Origin of the sequence: Colwellia sp. 75C3, from assembly GCF_002836255.1 — a bacterium.
Lineage (GTDB): Bacteria > Pseudomonadota > Gammaproteobacteria > Enterobacterales > Alteromonadaceae > Colwellia.
The window spans coordinates 1-17,762 of the sequence record NZ_PJAU01000036.1 but is presented as its reverse complement, the minus strand read 5'-3'; the positions used below and the strand labels follow the sequence as shown (position 1 = coordinate 17,762).

The 17,762-nt window shown below is 38.6% G+C and carries 15 protein-coding genes; 2 read left to right on the top strand and 13 right to left on the bottom strand.

All coding sequences use genetic code 11. The features are described 5' to 3' along the window. Positions 1-53: 53 nt before the first annotated feature. The 13 genes from CXF85_RS08330 to CXF85_RS08270 all read right to left on the bottom strand — a co-directional run bounded on the left by CXF85_RS08330 (position 54) and on the right by CXF85_RS08270 (position 13,850). Positions 54-488 (bottom strand): low molecular weight protein-tyrosine-phosphatase, encoded by a 435-nt coding sequence (locus tag CXF85_RS08330; RefSeq protein ID WP_198555568.1) that lies wholly within the window; start codon positions 486-488, stop codon positions 54-56. A 5-nt stretch (positions 489-493) separates the two neighbouring features. After that, on the bottom strand, positions 494-1,621 hold the full coding sequence (locus CXF85_RS08325; protein ID WP_101228074.1) for a polysaccharide export protein: 1,128 nt from the start codon (positions 1,619-1,621) through the stop codon (positions 494-496). Between the two features lie 551 nt (positions 1,622-2,172). Then, positions 2,173-2,445: a Txe/YoeB family addiction module toxin gene (locus CXF85_RS08320; protein ID WP_101228073.1), complete on the bottom strand. Its 273-nt coding sequence runs from the start codon at positions 2,443-2,445 to the stop codon at positions 2,173-2,175. Beyond that, the gene (locus CXF85_RS08315) at positions 2,438-2,692 is read right to left on the bottom strand and encodes a type II toxin-antitoxin system Phd/YefM family antitoxin (RefSeq protein WP_101228072.1); all 255 of its coding nucleotides are present in this window, start codon (positions 2,690-2,692) and stop codon (positions 2,438-2,440) included. Before CXF85_RS08315 ends, CXF85_RS08320 begins: the two co-directional genes overlap by 8 nt. Positions 2,693-2,858: 166 nt before the next feature. Beyond that, positions 2,859-3,254: a type II toxin-antitoxin system YafO family toxin gene (locus CXF85_RS08310; protein WP_198555562.1), complete on the bottom strand. Its 396-nt coding sequence runs from the start codon at positions 3,252-3,254 to the stop codon at positions 2,859-2,861. Continuing rightward, complete coding sequence (yafN, locus tag CXF85_RS08305; RefSeq protein ID WP_101228070.1) at positions 3,254-3,541, bottom strand: type I toxin-antitoxin system antitoxin YafN; 288 nt, start codon at positions 3,539-3,541, stop codon at positions 3,254-3,256. Before yafN ends, CXF85_RS08310 begins: the two co-directional genes overlap by 1 nt. Positions 3,542-4,407: 866 nt before the next feature. Next, positions 4,408-5,733, bottom strand: a complete 1,326-nt coding sequence (locus CXF85_RS08300; protein ID WP_101228069.1) for a sensor histidine kinase — start codon at positions 5,731-5,733, stop codon at positions 4,408-4,410. A 772-nt stretch (positions 5,734-6,505) separates the two neighbouring features. After that, a complete protein-coding gene (locus tag CXF85_RS08295; protein ID WP_101228068.1) occupies positions 6,506-7,810 on the bottom strand; it encodes a sigma-54-dependent transcriptional regulator in 1,305 nt (434 codons plus the stop codon). Between the two features lie 223 nt (positions 7,811-8,033). Continuing rightward, entirely contained in the window at positions 8,034-9,263 is a 1,230-nt protein-coding gene (locus tag CXF85_RS08290; protein WP_101228067.1) for an ABC transporter permease, read from the bottom strand. A 9-nt stretch (positions 9,264-9,272) separates the two neighbouring features. Continuing rightward, entirely contained in the window at positions 9,273-10,571 is a 1,299-nt protein-coding gene (locus CXF85_RS08285; RefSeq protein ID WP_101228066.1) for an ABC transporter permease, read from the bottom strand. Continuing rightward, positions 10,564-11,313, bottom strand: a complete 750-nt coding sequence (locus CXF85_RS08280; RefSeq protein WP_101228065.1) for an ABC transporter ATP-binding protein — start codon at positions 11,311-11,313, stop codon at positions 10,564-10,566. Before CXF85_RS08280 ends, CXF85_RS08285 begins: the two co-directional genes overlap by 8 nt. Positions 11,314-11,424: 111 nt before the next feature. Beyond that, positions 11,425-12,696, bottom strand: coding sequence for an efflux RND transporter periplasmic adaptor subunit (locus CXF85_RS08275; protein ID WP_101228064.1), 1,272 nt, complete (start codon positions 12,694-12,696; stop codon positions 11,425-11,427). 332 nt (positions 12,697-13,028) lie between these two features. Next, positions 13,029-13,850, bottom strand: a complete 822-nt coding sequence (locus tag CXF85_RS08270; protein ID WP_101228063.1) for a crotonase/enoyl-CoA hydratase family protein — start codon at positions 13,848-13,850, stop codon at positions 13,029-13,031. 342 nt (positions 13,851-14,192) lie between these two features. On the opposite strand from CXF85_RS08270, the gene CXF85_RS08265 reads away from it, so the two are divergent. Beyond that, entirely contained in the window at positions 14,193-15,239 is a 1,047-nt protein-coding gene (locus tag CXF85_RS08265) for a hypothetical protein (protein ID WP_101228062.1), read from the top strand. 131 nt (positions 15,240-15,370) lie between these two features. Next, positions 15,371-17,413 (top strand): YjbH domain-containing protein, encoded by a 2,043-nt coding sequence (locus tag CXF85_RS08260; protein WP_232771131.1) that lies wholly within the window; start codon positions 15,371-15,373, stop codon positions 17,411-17,413. The last annotated feature ends 349 nt before the right edge of the window (positions 17,414-17,762 follow it).

Genomic DNA, 17,762 nt, shown 5'->3' with positions numbered 1-17,762 from the left:
CAAACTTATCGTTCTTAGTTTGTTATTATTTTTTACTTTTTGGAACGATAAGCTTAAAGGTATTTTGTCCAAGCTGAACATGCTTTATCAATCAATTGATAAACATGGTCAAACGCTTCATGGCTTTGACGGTAAGGATCGGGTATTTCAGTATCATCAATCCATTTACCTAATAAGAAGGTTTTGCCTCTTGCTTGCGGGTACTGCCCTAACAAGTCCGTTAGATGACGTTGTTCCATCACTAAGATTAAATCATTTTCAGCAATGAGTGCTGAACTTAACTGTCTACCTTTATGAGCACTCATATCAATATTATTAGTTAACGCGATACTGGTTGCTGTTGCTTCAGCACCTTTACCGACTAATGCCGTTAACCCTGCTGAAGATACTTTTACTTTACTATCTTTTAGCTTGTCTTTTAAAAGGTATTCACCGGTAGGGCTTCGACAAATATTACCCGCACAAACGACTAAAATGGAATTAAACATAGCCATTAGAAGAAAGCCCCTTGATTCTTAATGGTCGATATATTTTCAAGTGCCGTAATGGTAGGTACAAGTTGGCTGATTAAACGATTCCAGCGTGCAATAGGTGCGGTAGTTACATAAACAATATCACGTGGCTGTAATTTGAATTGGTCTGCTAATACCAGTGCCACTACATTTTGTGCATACAGTTGATACACATCAGCAATAACACCGTCTTTATTAGCTGGGCGTTTACGTAAAACGAAAACACCATTCGCATTAGCTGTTTGTTCGTTTAAACCGCCAACATCACTTAATGCTTCAGCAAGGCTTAAACCATAACGATTTATTTCAATACTGCCTGCTTTACTTACATCACCGAGTACAAATACTTTTTGGTTATCGGTGCGGTTAACATGAATTATGTCGCCATGTTTTAATAGACGGTTTTGCGATATATCGCCTCGAGTATAAAAATCATCAAGTCTGATATTTTCGGTTTGATTATCACGGGTAAAACTTACCGTACGCCAATCGGCTCTTTCACTTAATCCGCCAGCTTGGTTAAGGGCATCAATTAAGGTTAATGGAATTTCGGTAACGCGCAATACACCAGGATTTTTTACTTCACCGGTTACATAGGCTTTTTGACTATTAAAGCCCACTATTTTGACATCTAGTTGAGGGTTTTCGATTACTTCACTTAATTTTGTCACTAAAGTATCATGAAGTTCTCTAATGGTTTTACCTGCAGCAGGAATATTGGCTGCATAAGCATAAGTAATGGTGCCATCAGGTTGTATTCTAAAGCCATCAAACTGAGCAGTACGTTGAACGGCAGCAGGAATGGTTAATTCTGGATGGTCCCATACCGCAATAGACAATGAATCGCCGATACCGAGAACGTAATCGTAACCTTCGGTGATCATTGGGCTATGTTTTTTAGTTTGGGAGTGTACTTGTTGGCTTTCTTTTAATTGCGAGATAAGTGCAGAGTCAATAACCGAGATATTTATGTTTGATAAGTCTTGCTCTAGCGTAGAAGTTTCAGGTTCTACATCTACCCCTTCCATATGACTACCAGGGATCATACTACAACCACTCAGTATCAATAATGATACTGAGACAACCAATTCTTTAGAGTATTTTAACATTGTGTAGTTCTTCAATCCTTCGCTAATTTGATCAACTGCCGTGTCGTTTTAATGTTTTTGATGTTCTGTGCAAAATAACACTTTAACAATTCGTCCAGTTCTCACTTTACTTTTATAGTTTTTATTTAGTAGTAAATCTTCTTGTATACTGTATTCAGCAATACTTTGAATCTAAACGACACAAGGGAATTCTCAATTTATGAAGCCTAAATAGTTAAAGCCATATAAGCGCAGAATAGTAACGCAAGTTACCAACACTTGTCTAGCTTGATTGTGTAATGACAATGTAGGTTCTTCTTTTGTGGCATATACGGTTGAAATTCACTCTATAGCACTACTAAACCACGGGAATGACGACTGAGGGATCGTTATTCCGGTTGTCACTTAAGCTGGAATCCATAGATGCAGGGCTGTCAAAGAACTAGATTCAGGATAATGTGCATCCTGCATTCTTTAATAAGCAGCATCGAGTAAAAAGAACAAACCAAAAACTGGATTCCCGATTAAGTGACCACGGGAATGACGGCTGAGATGTAGGAGCGCAGAAAATATTAATAATGGTAGCGGCAGGATATAACAGTGATATGAGTGTCATTAACTGCATATACGAGACGATTTGACTCATCTACACGCCTAGACCAAAAACCTGATAAATTTTCTTTTAGAGGCTCAGGTTTTCCGATTCCCTCAAATGGAGACCGCTTAGTGTCAGTAATTAATTTATTAACTCTTCTAAACGTCTTTTGCTCTTTCTTAAGACCTTGCCCTTGCCAATAGACATAGCCAGCCCATGCATCATCAGTCCAAGCTAACAACCTAGTCATTTAATGTTTCTCGCTCAATCACTTGAGCTGATTTAAATTGCTCAATAGAACGTGCTAAATGAGCTGCGTTAGCTGGTGACTTTAATAAATGAACTGTTTCCATCAAGCTATTGTAATGATCCATAGACATGACGACAGCATCTTCAGCATCTCTACGTGTAATGATTGTATAATCAGCGTCGTTTACGACATGATCAAGTACAGATTTAAGCCCATTTCTTGCTTCAGTAAAAGATACAATTCTCATAGTACTCTCCTCGATAGTTGTACAGTTAATAGGACAAGTCTAACTAAAAAGTATGATTTGTACAACATTAGGTACAAGTAAATTAAAATGGCATTATCGAATAAGTGCATCCAGGATACGTCAAGAGAAGAGAACAGGGGAATAACTTTCTCTTGTTATTATTTAACTAAAACTTATTTCTAAATTTTTCAGCCATAATACCAAGTTTGAACATCATTTCTCTCGACCTTGCTTGTTCATGCGCATCAGGTGTTAGTATTGTCATTAGAAGGTAACAATTTTCATTTAATGAGCCTTGGCAATAGACTAGGTGAATATCACTGGTTTGATAGAACTGAAGCTTTCTTAGGGCTAATGGTTTGTCTTCACTGCCTAAGTGGATGTGACGAACTTCTTCAGACAAAACTACTGGTAAGGTATCAGGGTGGTCATAAAGTACATCACGGCCAAAATGATCCGGGGCGTTACCTGTAAACTTATAACTCTTGAAATCATCAACCAACCTATCTAACTCTTTGTCAGTCAATATTTGACGAATGATACTACTTTTAAAAACTCTCATCACTCTGAAAAATCGCCTAATTCATCTTCTGATGCAGCAAGTAATAGTTCAGCCCCATGTTTTACAATTTGAGTTAGTCGAGCATTTGAAGGTCTAAAGCGAGATGTTTTAGACTGTAATTCAATAAGCTCTACCATTTGCTCATAAAGTTCGGCACTTACCATATAACCTGCAGTTTTGTTATTCGATAACACAGCAACAGGCTCATCCAGAAAATAATCACATGGCTTTTTCCTTAGCTCTGTTACCGAGACTGTTTTTTCAGCTAATATAGATTGAACTGCCATAAATCACCTTGCTATTCGAAATAATAAATAACGTACTTAATTGAGTACTTTATTAATTATACTCTTCGTTAGCATAAAATCAAATTATACAAATAATTCGGATAAAACTTTTTAATATATCCGTTAATAAATGGTGAGTATTGAGATTAATAGAATGCTATTGATAGATATTTAATTCGTTATTTCAGAGTTAAATAATCGAATAAAACAACTGAATTCAGGGTAAAGGTAACCTGTTTGGTTTGGTTTGGTTTGGTTTGGTTTGGTATTCGAAAGTAAATGGATTCCGGCTTAAGTGACAACCGGAATGACGTTGGTTGGCTAGTATCACACTTTCGCCGTCATTCCCGAAATGTCTGATCGGGAATCCAGTTTTTAGTTTTATTGTGCCGATAGATTCAAGATAATTGCTCATGCATTATTTAATAAGTGGCATCTATAAAAAAAAACAAAGCAAAATCTGGATTCCCGATTAAGTGACCACGGGAATGACGGCTGAGGAGATGGAACATACTGATTAACTGAAGAATTGAGGTAGTGTATTTCCGCAAACCACCGAAGCAATTTACATGCCTATGTAGTTAACTCAAGAGCTTACTGTAAACGTCATCTTCGAAGTCTCTGATCGAAGATCCATCACTTTTTAGACTCTGGATTCAGGATAATGTGCGTCCTGCATTATCTAATAAGGTACTTCCTGTACCGTCCGATTAATACACTACGGGAATGACAACTGAAAGGATGTAGCATGTAAATAATAGCGAAATCGTTTTAATTGGGATCCACAAACCAATTTATCGTCATTCCGGTTGTCACTTAAGCCGGAATCCATAGATGCAAGGGCTGCAATAGAACAGGATTCACGATTAAGTGACTATGTGGGGTAAATGTACTTCTACTTGTAAGCCACCTTCAGGGTGGTTATTTAAGGTAATTTGACCCTGATGACCATCGCTAATCTCTCGGCAAATGCTTAAACCAATACCGCTGCCATCTGCTTTCGTTGAATAGTAAGGTAAGAAGGCTTTTGGTAATACTTCTACTGGCATTCCGGTTCCATAATCTCTTACGGTTAGAGTTAATATCCCCTGCTGACTAATTACGTTCACAGCACAAGGTTTTTCTTGGCATGCTTGTTGAGCATTTTTAAGTAGGTTTATTAGCAGCTGTTCAATCTGACTTTCATCACCTGGGAATATCAAGCTAGTTTGCTGGCAACTCAGGGTGAAGTGATACAACTCTTGTAATTGTTTCAGAGTTTTTATTAAATCAAACGGCTGCTTTTTCGGTTGAGATAACCGCGCCAGCTGACTGTAACTTTGAATAAATTCTGCTAATTTATTTATCCGCTTAGAAATAGTCGCGAACACTCTAATGAGTTGTGGTTCATTTAAACGTTCTGCCAGTATATTACCGCTATGACACATAGAACTAATCGGGGCGATAGAGTTATTCAGTTCGTGATTAATAACCCGTATTACTTTCTTCCATGTTTGTAACTCTTGTTGATGCATAGCTTGAGTGATGGGTTTAAGTAAGGTTAATTGATGGCGACTGCCATGTAACTTTAATTGGTGACGAGATAAATGCCAACTCTGCTCTGTTTTAGCGCTATCTTTTACCTCGGCATCATTACTTCCATAATTAACGCCAGCTAACAGTAATTGAATAATGGCATTGTCTTTATCATTGTGTGGGATTAGTTCAGGTAGTTTCTCGTCTAATAACGTTGCCCAAGACATGCCCAGCATGCTTTTTTGATTAAAAAAGTACTCCGCAGCACGATTAGCAAAGATAATAGTATCTCTGTGATTAACTAACACAGTCACCACATCAGACGCATTAACCACTTTATCTAACAATAACTCACGCTGATAGAGCGACTGCTTTTCTAGCCTTAGTTTGTCGGTCACTTGATTAAAGAGTGCTAATACTTCAGATTGACTCTGACTTTTATTCGCACCATTATCTGCCAAGCTAATTGAGAAGTCACCGTCTTGTAGGTTACGTAACCCATGTAATAACGTTTGTAATATTTGGTGGGTTTGTCGATGGTAATATTGATAGCGCATAACCGCTAAAAAAATCAGCAGTATTGAACTTATAGCGAATAACCAAGGTGAGCTAGGCAATAGAAGCAAAAAGCTAATGATAAAAGCAATATTGATGAAAATGAGTTGTACGATTAACATAGTTACTCTACTAACTTAAAAACTGGATCTTCGACAAGTGCACTCGAAGATGACGACTCTCTGTAGGCGGGAACTTACGCTGCATGGATGCTGCTTATTAGAGAATGCAGGACGCACATTCTCCTGTTCGCGCTTTCTTACTTCGGGAATTTATTCCCGCTTTATTACAAAACCTGCGCGATTAAAATCCCGCCTACATTAACACGCATCACACCTACATCGCTTTAGTAAATACAAACGTCAAGAGCTGGATCTTCGATAGGAGCACTCGAAGATGACGACGCCCCTGTAGGCGGGAACTTGTTCGCGCTTTCTTGCTTCGGGAATTTATTCGCGCTGTATTACAAAACCTGCGCGATTAAAATCCCGCCTACATTAACACGCATCACGCCTACACAGTTTTAGTAAATACAAACGTCAAGAGCTGGATCTTCGATAAGAGCACTCGAAGATGACGACGCCCCTGTAGGCGGGAACTTACGCTGCATGGATGCTGCTTATTAGAGAATGCAGGACGCACATTCTCCTGTTCGCGCTTTCTTGCTTCGGGAATTTATTTGCGCTTTATTGCAAAACCTGCGCGATTAAAATCCCGCCTACATTAACACGCATCACGCCTGCACAGTTTTAATAAATGCAAACGTCAAGAGCTGGATCTTCGACAAGTGCACTCGAAGATGACGACGCCCCTGTAGGCGGGAACTTGTTCGCGCTTTATTACTTCGGGAGTTCATTCGCGCTTTATTACAAAACCTGCGCGATTAAAATCCGCCTACACATCAATTTGATATTTTTCTATACGACGGTATAACGCTTGTCGGCTTAATCCCAACTCAGCGGCGGTATGTTTAATAACACCATTGTGCTTAATCAATACCTGCTCAATGTGTTGCTTTTCATCCACTGCTGACTCGGATTCAGATTGACCCGAAGCCAATTGAAAATCACTTGCTGTTAAGATATTGTTATTAGCAAAAACTAACGCGCGCTTACAGGCATTCTCTAATTCACGGACATTTCCCGGCCATGGGTGGCCAGTTAACACGTCTATAGCTTGATCACTTAGTGAGTAGTCACTACCGATGAAATATAGTGCTAACGGGACAATATCTGCTTTTCGCTGTGCTAAGTCAGGTAAGTTTAGCTCGATAACATTTAATCGATAATATAAGTCTTCTCGAAATGTGCCTTGTCGCACAGCTAAGCGTAAATCTGCATTGGTAGCACTGAGTACTCTCACATCTACTTTTAATGTGGTGTTAGAGCCTAAGCGTTCAAATTCACCAGTTTGCAATACCCTGAGTAATTTCATTTGCCCAGACAAGGGTAAGTTGGCAATTTCATCTAAAAACAAAGTACCGTTGTCCGCCGCTTCAAAACGTCCAATCCGGGCCTGATTCGCACCAGTAAACGCTCCTTTTTCAGCACCAAATAGCTCAGCTTCCATCAATTCATGAGGTAAGGCGCCCATATTCACTTTTATAAAGGCATGATTATGACGTGGTGATTGTTGATGAATAAAGTCAGCAAGTTTTTCTTTACCTGCACCGTTAGCTCCGGTAATTAAAACATTGACGTTGGCAACGGCTACTTTCGTCGCTTGAGATATCAGGGAATGCATTTCTTGGCTTTGATAGATGAAATCATCCGCCGGCTTTTGATTTTTATTATTACCTTGATTACTCTTACTTTGGCTGGTTTCAACGTTTTGGCTATATTCTTCTACCAACGCTAGCAGTTTGACATCGTCCCAAGGTTTTTGCAGGTAGTCAGTAGCGCCGCCCTTCACTAAAGATATAGCCGTCTCAAGTTGAGTCCATGCTGTCATTAAGATTATCGGTAAATCTTTGTTGAGTGCTTTTAAGGCATTAAAGAGTGACGTCCCTTCCTTACCTGAAGTGATACCTTGGGCAAAATTCATATCTTGAATAACTAAGTCAACACGTTGGTGAGATACCGCCAATAACGCTGCTTTTTCATTTTCAGCTGTTAAAACTGTGTAGCCATGCAAGCTTAACAATAACTCAAGGGCTTCAAGTATATCGGGGTTATCATCAACAACTAATATTTGCGGCATTTTGTTCCTTTAAAGTAACCTTGCTAAATATCCTAGTTTATCATCATACCAGCTACACCACCGTCATTCCCGAGTTGTCTGATCGGGAATCCAGAATGCACTTTATCTTGAATCCAAAAATAAAAAACTAGATCTTCGACAAGAAACCTCGAAGATGACGACTGCCCCGTAGGGGGAAATTCATTCGTGCTTTATTACAAAACCTACGTGATTAAAATCACGCCTACACAGTTCGTGTTGCAATGACAGGCGAGATATTACTGGTATGGTAAGCAGGAAACCAAGTTGCAACAGTACCTGAAATAAATATTACCGCTGTAGCCAATACAAACAACATCATATCAGGTTTACTTAAGCTAATATGTTGGCTGAGCAAAATATTAAAACCAATGGCGACGAATACTCCCAACAAACAACCAATGCTATAAACCAACCAGTTTTCAGTTAACACATACAGTAATATATCTTTTTTACGCGCACCTAAAGCACGACGAATACCTATAAATTTCTTTTGTCGTGAAATATGAAACTGAGAATAAGCATAACTACTGATAGCAGTAACAAATAGCATTAAGCCACACAATAATAGGAACAAGTCAGATAAACCTTGGTCATCACGATAAAAGCTTTTTAAGTGCTCCGACATAGTAAATATATCAAAAATATCACGCTCAGCTTGTACTGCTAAAATAGTATCAGTCACTTGATTACGTACATTCGCCATTTGACCCGGTTCAACATTGAGTACGTAGAATCGACCAATAAAAATATATTTCATCATAGTGTTCATAAATAAGCCGTATTGCTTATCACGCGGTAGTGTTGGATCAAGCATGATATCTTTAATCACACCAACAATAATACCATTATTGGTTTCACGTCCTACAGCAGACTCGTCACCATAAAGGCCTTTCTTTAGTGACTCAGTAATAACAATATTATTTTTTGCTTCACTGTCAAAATCTAGCTCATCACTTTCATTTAAAAAGCGCCCTTCTACTATTGTAAACCCCATGGCTTCCGCTAAATTTTCATCTGCTAAAGTATATTTTACATCTTGTAAATATTTATCAGTTTTCTCCTGTTCAGGGTTGTCTATATCATGTGTATTACTCAACATGCCCCGCCCTCGGATCGGTAATTGGTTTGTTATAGAAACACTATTCACCCCAGGCAATTGATTTAATTTAGCTAAATCTTCATTTACTATAGAACGATAATAGTCTAAATCACGATAACTACCTGACGTTGGGTGAGTAGAGACGATTAAAATATTCTCATCATCTAACCCCGTTGGTTGCGACATCTTTTCGCGCGTATCAAAGGCTAAAATAGCGCTATTCACCAATAATCCGAGTGTGATAGCGAGTTGTAATATCAGCAATCCTGTGGTGAATTTACGTAATAATAAGGACTTAATTAATCCCTTTATGTTCAATGTAGTAAAATTCATGCGTATTCCTTATTTTAATTCGGCTGAAATAGTGTAACGATTAGCACGATATAACGGATATAAAGCACTAAAAACCGCAGTAACTAACGCTAATAACACACCTAATAATAGTAACTTAGGCTCTAAAACGGCTAAATTTTCTAAGTCAGGTAAAAACTTGGTTGATAGTTTTAGGAAGAGCCAACTAAGTAATAAAGATAACAGACCAGCAATAACACCTAACAATGCACTTTCTGTGATCCCTTGCACCAGTATATGCTTATTACTAGCGCCAATAGCACGGCGTAAACCCACTTCAAATTTTGCCGAATGAAAACGTGACAACAACAAACTGCTGGCATTGAAGACGCATACACAAAGGAATAATACTGAGGCTAAAGTGAAAGCTAGTACTTTTTGGTCAACAATATTCTGTTCTAACAGCCACGCATTCACATCACGTAATTCATTACGAATGGCTAAAGGATGTTCACCTACCTCTTTCAACGATTGGCTGTAATTATCTAAATAGTATTGAAAGGCTTGTTTTTGTGCCGAGTTTTCTAACTCGACCCAAGCTTGTAAATAGAAAACATCGCGATCACGAGTAAATTTTACCCCTTTGTAACTCACTGTCGAAGAACTACGTGCATGAATTGACCAACCTAAATCTATCGATGTTTCTAAAGGAGCATAAATGTCATCGGTTAAGTTAAAGGCGCGCCCTTCGGTAGCGTGGTAAAATAAAGGACGTAAATTCCATGGTTTTAATACACCAACAATAGTTAACAATTCACCATCTAGCTCTAGCACTTTACCAACACTGTTTTCACCGGAAAAAATCTTTTGGTTTAATTCATGACCAATCACTACTTCCATACCTGAGCTTTTTATAAAACCGCTACCGTAAGCAAAAGGAGCATTGGTTAAGGCAAAAAAACCAGGGGTGGTAGCACGGACACTTGAATCAAAACGTTTCAAGCTTAGTGAAGCAGAATCTCGTGCATAAACACCTGAGGCATAAAAAACGGCACTATTTTTGGGAATATCAGAAGCGACTATTTTCATCGCCTCACGATAACGTAATATATGAAAAGGTTCAGCTTGGGGATCATCATTAGGCCATGTGTTCATACTTACATGAAACAGTTCTTCGCTTTTTTCAGGAATAGGATCACTTGCCATTGAATTTACCAAGGCTAAGTTGGCACAAAGCAACCCAACACCAATCGACAAAGTTAGCACGACTAAAAAGTATAACGAGGGTGCGCGCTTAAAGCTCTGCATCGCTAGCGATAGGTTATAAGTAAACATGCTGTTGCTACGCATCAGCCATCTCCTCATTTACCGCAGCAGAGATAGTTTTCCCTGAGCTATCAACAGGTTTTTCTAGTGGTGCATAAATTTTAAAGTCTGCAAGCTGGCCATCAATCACTTGCACATTGCGATTCACTTCGCGTGCTTGGTCTGGATCATGAGTTACCATAATTATAGTTGCGCCACCTTTGTTAAGGTCATGCAATATTTCCATCACTTGACGCGCCATTAATGAATCAAGGTTACCTGTCGGTTCATCCGCTAATAATATTTTCGGTTCACCTGCAAGTGCTCTAGCGATGGCGACGCGCTGTTGCTGTCCCCCGGACAATTGACTTGGTAGATATTTAAGTCTTGACACTAAACCTACTTTTTCAAGTGCTTCTTCAACGCGACGTTTGCGTTCACTTGCACTGAAACCACGATAACGCAGTGGCATATCAACATTATCAAAAATACTGTAATCAGGTATAAGGTTATAGTTTTGGAAGATAAAGCCTATTTTTTCATTTCTTAATCGTGATAATTCATCGTCTTTTAGACCCTGTACACTAACGCCGTCTAGTTCATATTGGCCACGATCGAAGTTATCTAATAATCCCGCGACATTAAGGAAAGTAGATTTCCCAGAGCCAGAAGGTCCCGTTACCGCAACAAACTCTCCTGCTTTTACATTTAAGGAGAAGTCTCTTAGTGCATGTGTTTGAATGGTGTCACTTTGATATATTCTAGAAATGTTGTTCATATTAAGCATGGTATTTTCCTTAAGCTTTAGTTGAAGTTTTATTCGCTAAGCGAGACTTCTTTAATTTATTTAGTTATTTAGTTATTTAGTTATTTATGACTGTTATGGTCGTCATAGCGACTAACCACCTAGATAAACCTGTTCTGCATTATTAAAGTCTTGGTAATCCGAAGTAATAACTTGCTGACCAGCCTCAAGGCCTGAGGTTATTTCGATATACTCAACGCTGCTTGTTCCTGTGGTGATCGCTATTTTGTTGGCATAATTATCTTCTACAAGTTTGAAGATAAACTTACCACCTAACGACCCCATAAAAGCACCGCGCTTAACCATAAGTACGTCTTCTTTTTTCTCAAATTCTATCCGAGCATTAATTCGCTGGTTCTGTCTTAACTGAATGTTATTTGAATTTTTAATTTTAGCTCTTACGATTACTTGATTACCTTTAACCTCAGGTGAAATAGCAATTATTTCGCCACGTATTGAAACCCCTGAAATTTTCATTGAAACTTCAAGGCCAATACCTAAGTCATCCGCGTAAAACTCTGGCACACTCAATTCGGCTTCATATTCAGACAAATCGACAATGGTCATAATCGGTGTGTTCGCTGCAATAGTGTTTTTTTGCGCCACCAACCAGTTACCAACAACACCACTTACTGGTGCTTTAATAGCGAGAGCATCATAACGACGTGATAATTCTTCTAGGATAAGTTTTTCTTTTTGAACTAAAAATTCTCTATGCTTCTTTTCAAAGCGTAATCGCTCTATCGCAAACGATACGCGTTTTTTAGCATGTTCAAATAAACGTGTTGCATCTGACACGGCATCTTGGCTTTTCAACCAATCAACTTCACTGATAATTTGTTTAGCATATGATATTTCTGCACGCTGAAATTCACGCTTCGCAACATTCAACCTTGATTGTGCTGTATTCATATTACTTTCAAGATCAAGCTGCGCTTCTTTATCCGCTAAGACGCCACGGTTAGCATTAATGCTTAACTGCTCTAATGTAGATTGTTGCAACTTAATAAGTGAGTCTAATTCAGGGCTAACTAAGCGAGCGACGATTTGATTTTTTTCAACCGCCTCGCCGGGTTTAGCTAACAGGGTAATTTTGCCAATTTCAGTATTATAAAGTTGTGGAGCATTTGCCGCGACGGCTTTACCCGAAACAACAACATCACGAATGAGATCACCTCTAATCACGGTATCTACTTTAATGCTTTTACTATCAACGCTCGGTATCGAAGAATACCACTGGGATAACGTCGGAAAAGCAATATAAGACAGACCAAATAGCAACGATATACTCAGCATTATTTTCTTTACTGCTATTTTTTTGGTATTTTCTACCAGCTTATCCTGCCCACTTGTGCCTTCAATCATGACTTTCTTCTTAATTATCTAACCATGATCTAGTGTTGCAGAATCAATGCCAGAAAATTCACTTTCTTAATCAACTGTAATTAAAGGAGTTATTTCACATTGGGTATGATTGAGTGTCCGAACGGACACTGGATATGTCCGTTACTGTCCGTATGAAAAAATACGGACAGTAACGGAGAAACATGATGACATGTCGATGTTGTAGGCAAGGAGTAAACTGTTTACGTCATCTTCGAAGTGTCTGATCGAAGATCCATTGTCTTGTAGTTTGGATGCCAGCTAAAACTCACTATTAGATGAGTTTTACAAAGTCAGCTATATAAAGCAGAGCGTTACCAGTTTTGTCTGTTACGGAAATCTTTCGCTTTTTCATCTGGGTGGGTTTCATTGTAAGTTTTAATTGATCTGTTTTTACCAAGTAAAATCTTAACTTGATAATAAGACTCTCGAGCAAGTGCTAACCCGGGTTTACTCCACCAACTTTTATTATATAGCTTTTTGGTCGCGGCAATCGAATCAGGTGACTGCTGACAGATCCGTTGCGCCAGTTTTAATGCTCTTTCATAAGGCTCTGCATCTATATGGGTAACTAAGCCCTTTTCAAGTGCCTTAGACCCATCAATAATTTCACCTGTCATGGCAAGTTCTTTTGCGATATCTAAATTAAGTAGTTCCTTTAACGCCAGTGTTCCCCCCATATCAGGGATTAAGCCCCACCGAGATTCCATAATAGAAAATGAAGCGTCTGGTGTCGCTATTCTAAAATCGCCTCCTAAAGCGATTTGTAAACCGCCTCCCCAACAGCGACCATGAATAACCATAATGACAGGGGCAGCTATATCACGCCATCCTGTTGAAACATATTGAGCCAGATTAGCATTCCAAGGTAGCCACTTAAAAAGCAATGCCAGTGGTGCCTTTGTTGAAGCCATTACCGATTTAATATCAAGACCAGTACAAAAATCCATGCCCTTGCCTTCAACAATCACAGCACGTATTGAACGATCATGCTTTAAGTCCTTGATTGTCTTTCTGATAGCATAAAACATCGATATATCTAAAGCGTTATGCTTTTCAGCCCGATTAAGCATTACATGAGCAATATTATTGGTTATGGTAACTTCTATTCGTTTATTAATATTGGTTGGGTTCATATAAGCGACCTTAACTTTACTTAATGGATTGTGGTTCGTACACCGTGGTATGACCAGTACAATAAACTATGCGCTCAACCCTGTCGATTAGAAAAATACGATCAAAAAAATAAATTACTCTACACCAATAATAATATCTAAAAATATCTAACTATGTACTACGCTTATATGGCTTGTAGTTATACAAAAATACAAGAATAAACCTGCTATTCGTGACATGAATTAGCTTGTATAAATTACACGCATCATCTAATATCAAGAAAATACAACAGACTTTGTGTAATACACGGAATTCTTAGTAATAATCGACACTTCTTTATATACTTTATAGGGTAATTTAAAATGAAAACAATAGTTCGCACAGCATTAGCTGCTAGTATCGCTTTGGCTTTAACCGCTTGTCACAATGATTCAAAAACTACCACACCAGATCCAGACCCAATTCCAGTAGTACCAACAGAATTAGATATTTCTGGTGGAGCAGTTAAAGGTGTTTTAGCTTTAGCTACGGTTAATGTTTATGCTGCAAGCGATACGGAAAAAACCACTGTACTTGCTACAGCACAAACTGATGCAAGTGGCGATTATACAGTGAAGGTCGTTGATGATACAGGTGCTGCTATTACGGGTGCATTCATCGTTGAAGTTGTTGCAGATACTGACACAACGATGATATGCGATGCTACACTCTGTGGAGAGATTACATTTGGTAACCCTATTGCAACTGATACACTACTAGGTTTAACCTTGTCTACTGTTGCTTATTCAGACGGTTCAGCAATTGACGCCGATGTGAATTCATTAACTACAATGGCAACCGATTCTATTTTAGCCTCAGCTAGTATTGCTGGTTCTCCACTGGATTTAGCAACAATTACAGCCGAAGATTTCTTAGCAATCCAAGAGGATGCTTCTGAAATTGTTGGTGCTGTTTTAGGTGTAGATCTTTCAGAAACAAACCTATTTTCTTTAAATATTGTTGATGCATCAAACACAAGCGAAGTATCTACGGAAGATGAAACGCTTGCAACATTGACACTTATTAATGCATCTTTATCAAGTTTAGAAGTTGCAGATGGTTCATCTTTAGCAGATGAAATTAACGAATACTTAGCTGCTGTTGAAGAAGTTACAGTTGCTATACTAGCTGACCCTGAAGCAGACTTAGGTAGTGGTGATACTGCTGCAGCCCTAGCGACTATCAACGAAACTCAAGCACAAATTGCTGATGAAATAGATGCAATTGCGGCTGAAATAGTAGCTGATACTGGTATTGCTATTCCTGTAGCTGAAGTTCCTACTGAACTTGATGAAGACGCTCTTGGTGATATTGTTGGTGACATTATCGACGGAACTGGCGGTACTGGTGGTACTGGTGGTGAAGGCTAATCTATTAATATTTTAATAGATTAATAAAACCCGCCTATTTGGCGGGTTTTTTTTCATTAAAACTTTCATTCTTTCCACTTATTTACTAATTCACTTGCTAGGATTTATTTAAATGAAGCGCTGTATTCGTTTTGGCTTTGCTACCTGCTATTACTGTTACTGCTGAGCCTGAGGCAACTATGTCTTTTCAAGGCTACAGTGGTTTAATAAACACCCCAACGGCTACTTTATTTGATGAAGGTAAATTTTATTTTCAATATGGTAATCAAGTTGAAACAAGAGATGGCTATAGAAATGGTGATAATTATAACTTTGGCGTAGGTTTGTGGGAGTATGTTGAAGTTTCAGGCCGGTTAGCTGAATACCAAGATACTGATGGTGGCAATGGTTTAACCGACTTATCTGCAAACATTAAAATCGGCATTCCGTTTATTCCCAAGGATTGGTTTAGCTTAGCGGTTGGCATGCAAGATGTCGGTGGTGCTGCCAACTTCTTTGACGCTAAGTATGCTGTAGCATCAAAAAACCTATTTGAAGACATTAATATTTCCCTCGGTATGGGACAAAGTGATTCAAATCAAGGACGTCTTGATGGTGTTTTTGCTGGTATTGCCTGGCAACCCTACCAATGGGTGAAACTCTCTGCAGAATACGATGCTGCCGACACACAATTAGGCTTGCATTTATCTTCTCCTAAAAGCTGGTTAAGTAGTGGCATTCAATTAACGACTGACATACTTATCTCAAGTACCAATGAAGAACTTAAAGATGATTTTTACTATGGCCTAGGATTAACTATCCCTCTAGATGTTAACGACACGAATAATTCATCACTGTATCGCGAAAATAACATCAGTATGGATGACATCAAACCGACCGATGCTAACCGCTCAGGTGTAGTTGAACGACTACAAGTACAAGAATTACTAGCGAAAGAGGGCTTTGAGTCAATTAAAATTGGTGAGGCTGACCAAAATACCGTGTACTTAGAATTAGAAAATCATGTTTATAACCGCAACCAGATAGATGGTTTAGGTGTTGTTCTGGGTATTCTCAGCAAACATATTCAACAGAACTACTCCCACTTTAAGTTAGTACTTAAAGAGCGCGAGGTCCCTATTCTAGTCGTTAAAGGTAATTTAGCCGAATATGATGGGTTTCTTCGAGATAATCAACCATTAAAACTTGATATATCTACCGATACTTTTGCTAGCCAGCGAAGAGATACTACCGCAGATCTACAAGATTCGAATAGTATTTGGTTTAAACCTCGTCTTACTTTTTGGCCTGGACTAGTAACAAGAGTTGGTACTGAATTTGGCGTTTTTGATGCCTCTGTAGCGTTGATTAGCCATCTTGAGGTACCGTTATGGCCTGGTGCCGCAGTAACCGCCCAACACACAAAACAAATAGCTGAAACAAAAGACTTCGAAGATGGTGAATATTTTGCTGATGATAAACAAACAACTGGGCTAAAAGAATATAGCTTCCATCAGACCTTTTCATTACCCTATTCGGTTAAGAATATGTCATCTGTAGGAAGGTATAGAGAGACTTGGGATTACTACTCTAATGAAGTTCGCTGGCAAAGTTATGGTGGCAGTCATAAAGTCAATCTATTTGCAGCAAGATACGAAAACCAAGAAACACCTGAAAGAGAATATTATGACGGTTGCAATATTTTATTTCCAGCTTGTTGGAAAGAACCTGAGGCAACTGAACGAGATGTTGTTATTGCTAAGTACCTATATTACAACGCACACTTCGACGCATCTGCAGAAGTACAAGTAGGACAATATTGGCAACAAGATAAAGGTGTAGTGGTTAAATTAGAAAGAATGTTTGGTGACGTTACGCTTAACCTTACATACAAAGATACTAAAGTTGATAATGAAGAAGCTAATCAATTCGTTGGTCTTGGCTTCTCAATACCGCTAACGCCACGTAAAGATTACAATAATAAATACTTCCAAGTACGAGGTAAGCCTAAGTGGCGATATTCCGTGAATACATTGGTAGGAAAAGACCATAACAGGTTAACACCCGGCAGTGGTGACACCACTCAGAGGTTTTATAACCTTGATAGTGCTTTTTATAATAATAACCGTTTAAGTAGTGCGTATATTTACGACAATGCTGATCGTTTAAAAGAAGCTTATTATCACGCGCGTTAACTAAAAAACTAGCTGCCTATTTTAGATCTATACAAGATTTAGAATAGGCAGACAACCACTCCGCAGAATACCCCTTATTGTTAGAAGAAAATCACACTCCCATCCTTTTGCACTTTATTAATCATTAAACATGAACCTATTACTCTTATACTAACGTGCCCTTATAAACACTCCATAACAGCCCTTCTAGTGAATAATGTGTATAAGTTGCATCAGAATAACTATGTGCCCTTCGATTCAATTTCCTTGCTCTTTCGAAGCAATCAGGAAAGAGGGGGCAGCATCAGGTACACAATATGTAGGTGGATTATTTTCTAAAGAAAGTATTCGCGCTTTTACTAAATATCAG

What these genes read in the sequence shown, in the direction of transcription:
- CXF85_RS08330 (WP_198555568.1), bottom strand. Translation starts at nt 488, where the DNA reads ATGTTTAATTCCATTTTAGTCGTTTGTGCGGGTAATATTTGTCGAAGC.
- CXF85_RS08325 (WP_101228074.1), bottom strand. Translation starts at nt 1,621, where the DNA reads ATGTTAAAATACTCTAAAGAATTGGTTGTCTCAGTATCATTATTGATA.
- CXF85_RS08320 (WP_101228073.1), bottom strand. Translation starts at nt 2,445, where the DNA reads ATGACTAGGTTGTTAGCTTGGACTGATGATGCATGGGCTGGCTATGTC.
- CXF85_RS08315 (WP_101228072.1), bottom strand. Translation starts at nt 2,692, where the DNA reads ATGAGAATTGTATCTTTTACTGAAGCAAGAAATGGGCTTAAATCTGTA.
- CXF85_RS08310 (WP_198555562.1), bottom strand. Translation starts at nt 3,254, where the DNA reads ATGAGAGTTTTTAAAAGTAGTATCATTCGTCAAATATTGACTGACAAA.
- yafN (WP_101228070.1), bottom strand. Translation starts at nt 3,541, where the DNA reads ATGGCAGTTCAATCTATATTAGCTGAAAAAACAGTCTCGGTAACAGAG.
- CXF85_RS08300 (WP_101228069.1), bottom strand. Translation starts at nt 5,733, where the DNA reads ATGTTAATCGTACAACTCATTTTCATCAATATTGCTTTTATCATTAGC.
- CXF85_RS08295 (WP_101228068.1), bottom strand. Translation starts at nt 7,810, where the DNA reads ATGCCGCAAATATTAGTTGTTGATGATAACCCCGATATACTTGAAGCC.
- CXF85_RS08290 (WP_101228067.1), bottom strand. Translation starts at nt 9,263, where the DNA reads ATGAATTTTACTACATTGAACATAAAGGGATTAATTAAGTCCTTATTA.
- CXF85_RS08285 (WP_101228066.1), bottom strand. Translation starts at nt 10,571, where the DNA reads ATGCGTAGCAACAGCATGTTTACTTATAACCTATCGCTAGCGATGCAG.
- CXF85_RS08280 (WP_101228065.1), bottom strand. Translation starts at nt 11,313, where the DNA reads ATGCTTAATATGAACAACATTTCTAGAATATATCAAAGTGACACCATT.
- CXF85_RS08275 (WP_101228064.1), bottom strand. Translation starts at nt 12,696, where the DNA reads ATGATTGAAGGCACAAGTGGGCAGGATAAGCTGGTAGAAAATACCAAA.
- CXF85_RS08270 (WP_101228063.1), bottom strand. Translation starts at nt 13,850, where the DNA reads ATGAACCCAACCAATATTAATAAACGAATAGAAGTTACCATAACCAAT.
- CXF85_RS08265 (WP_101228062.1), top strand. Translation starts at nt 14,193, where the DNA reads ATGAAAACAATAGTTCGCACAGCATTAGCTGCTAGTATCGCTTTGGCT.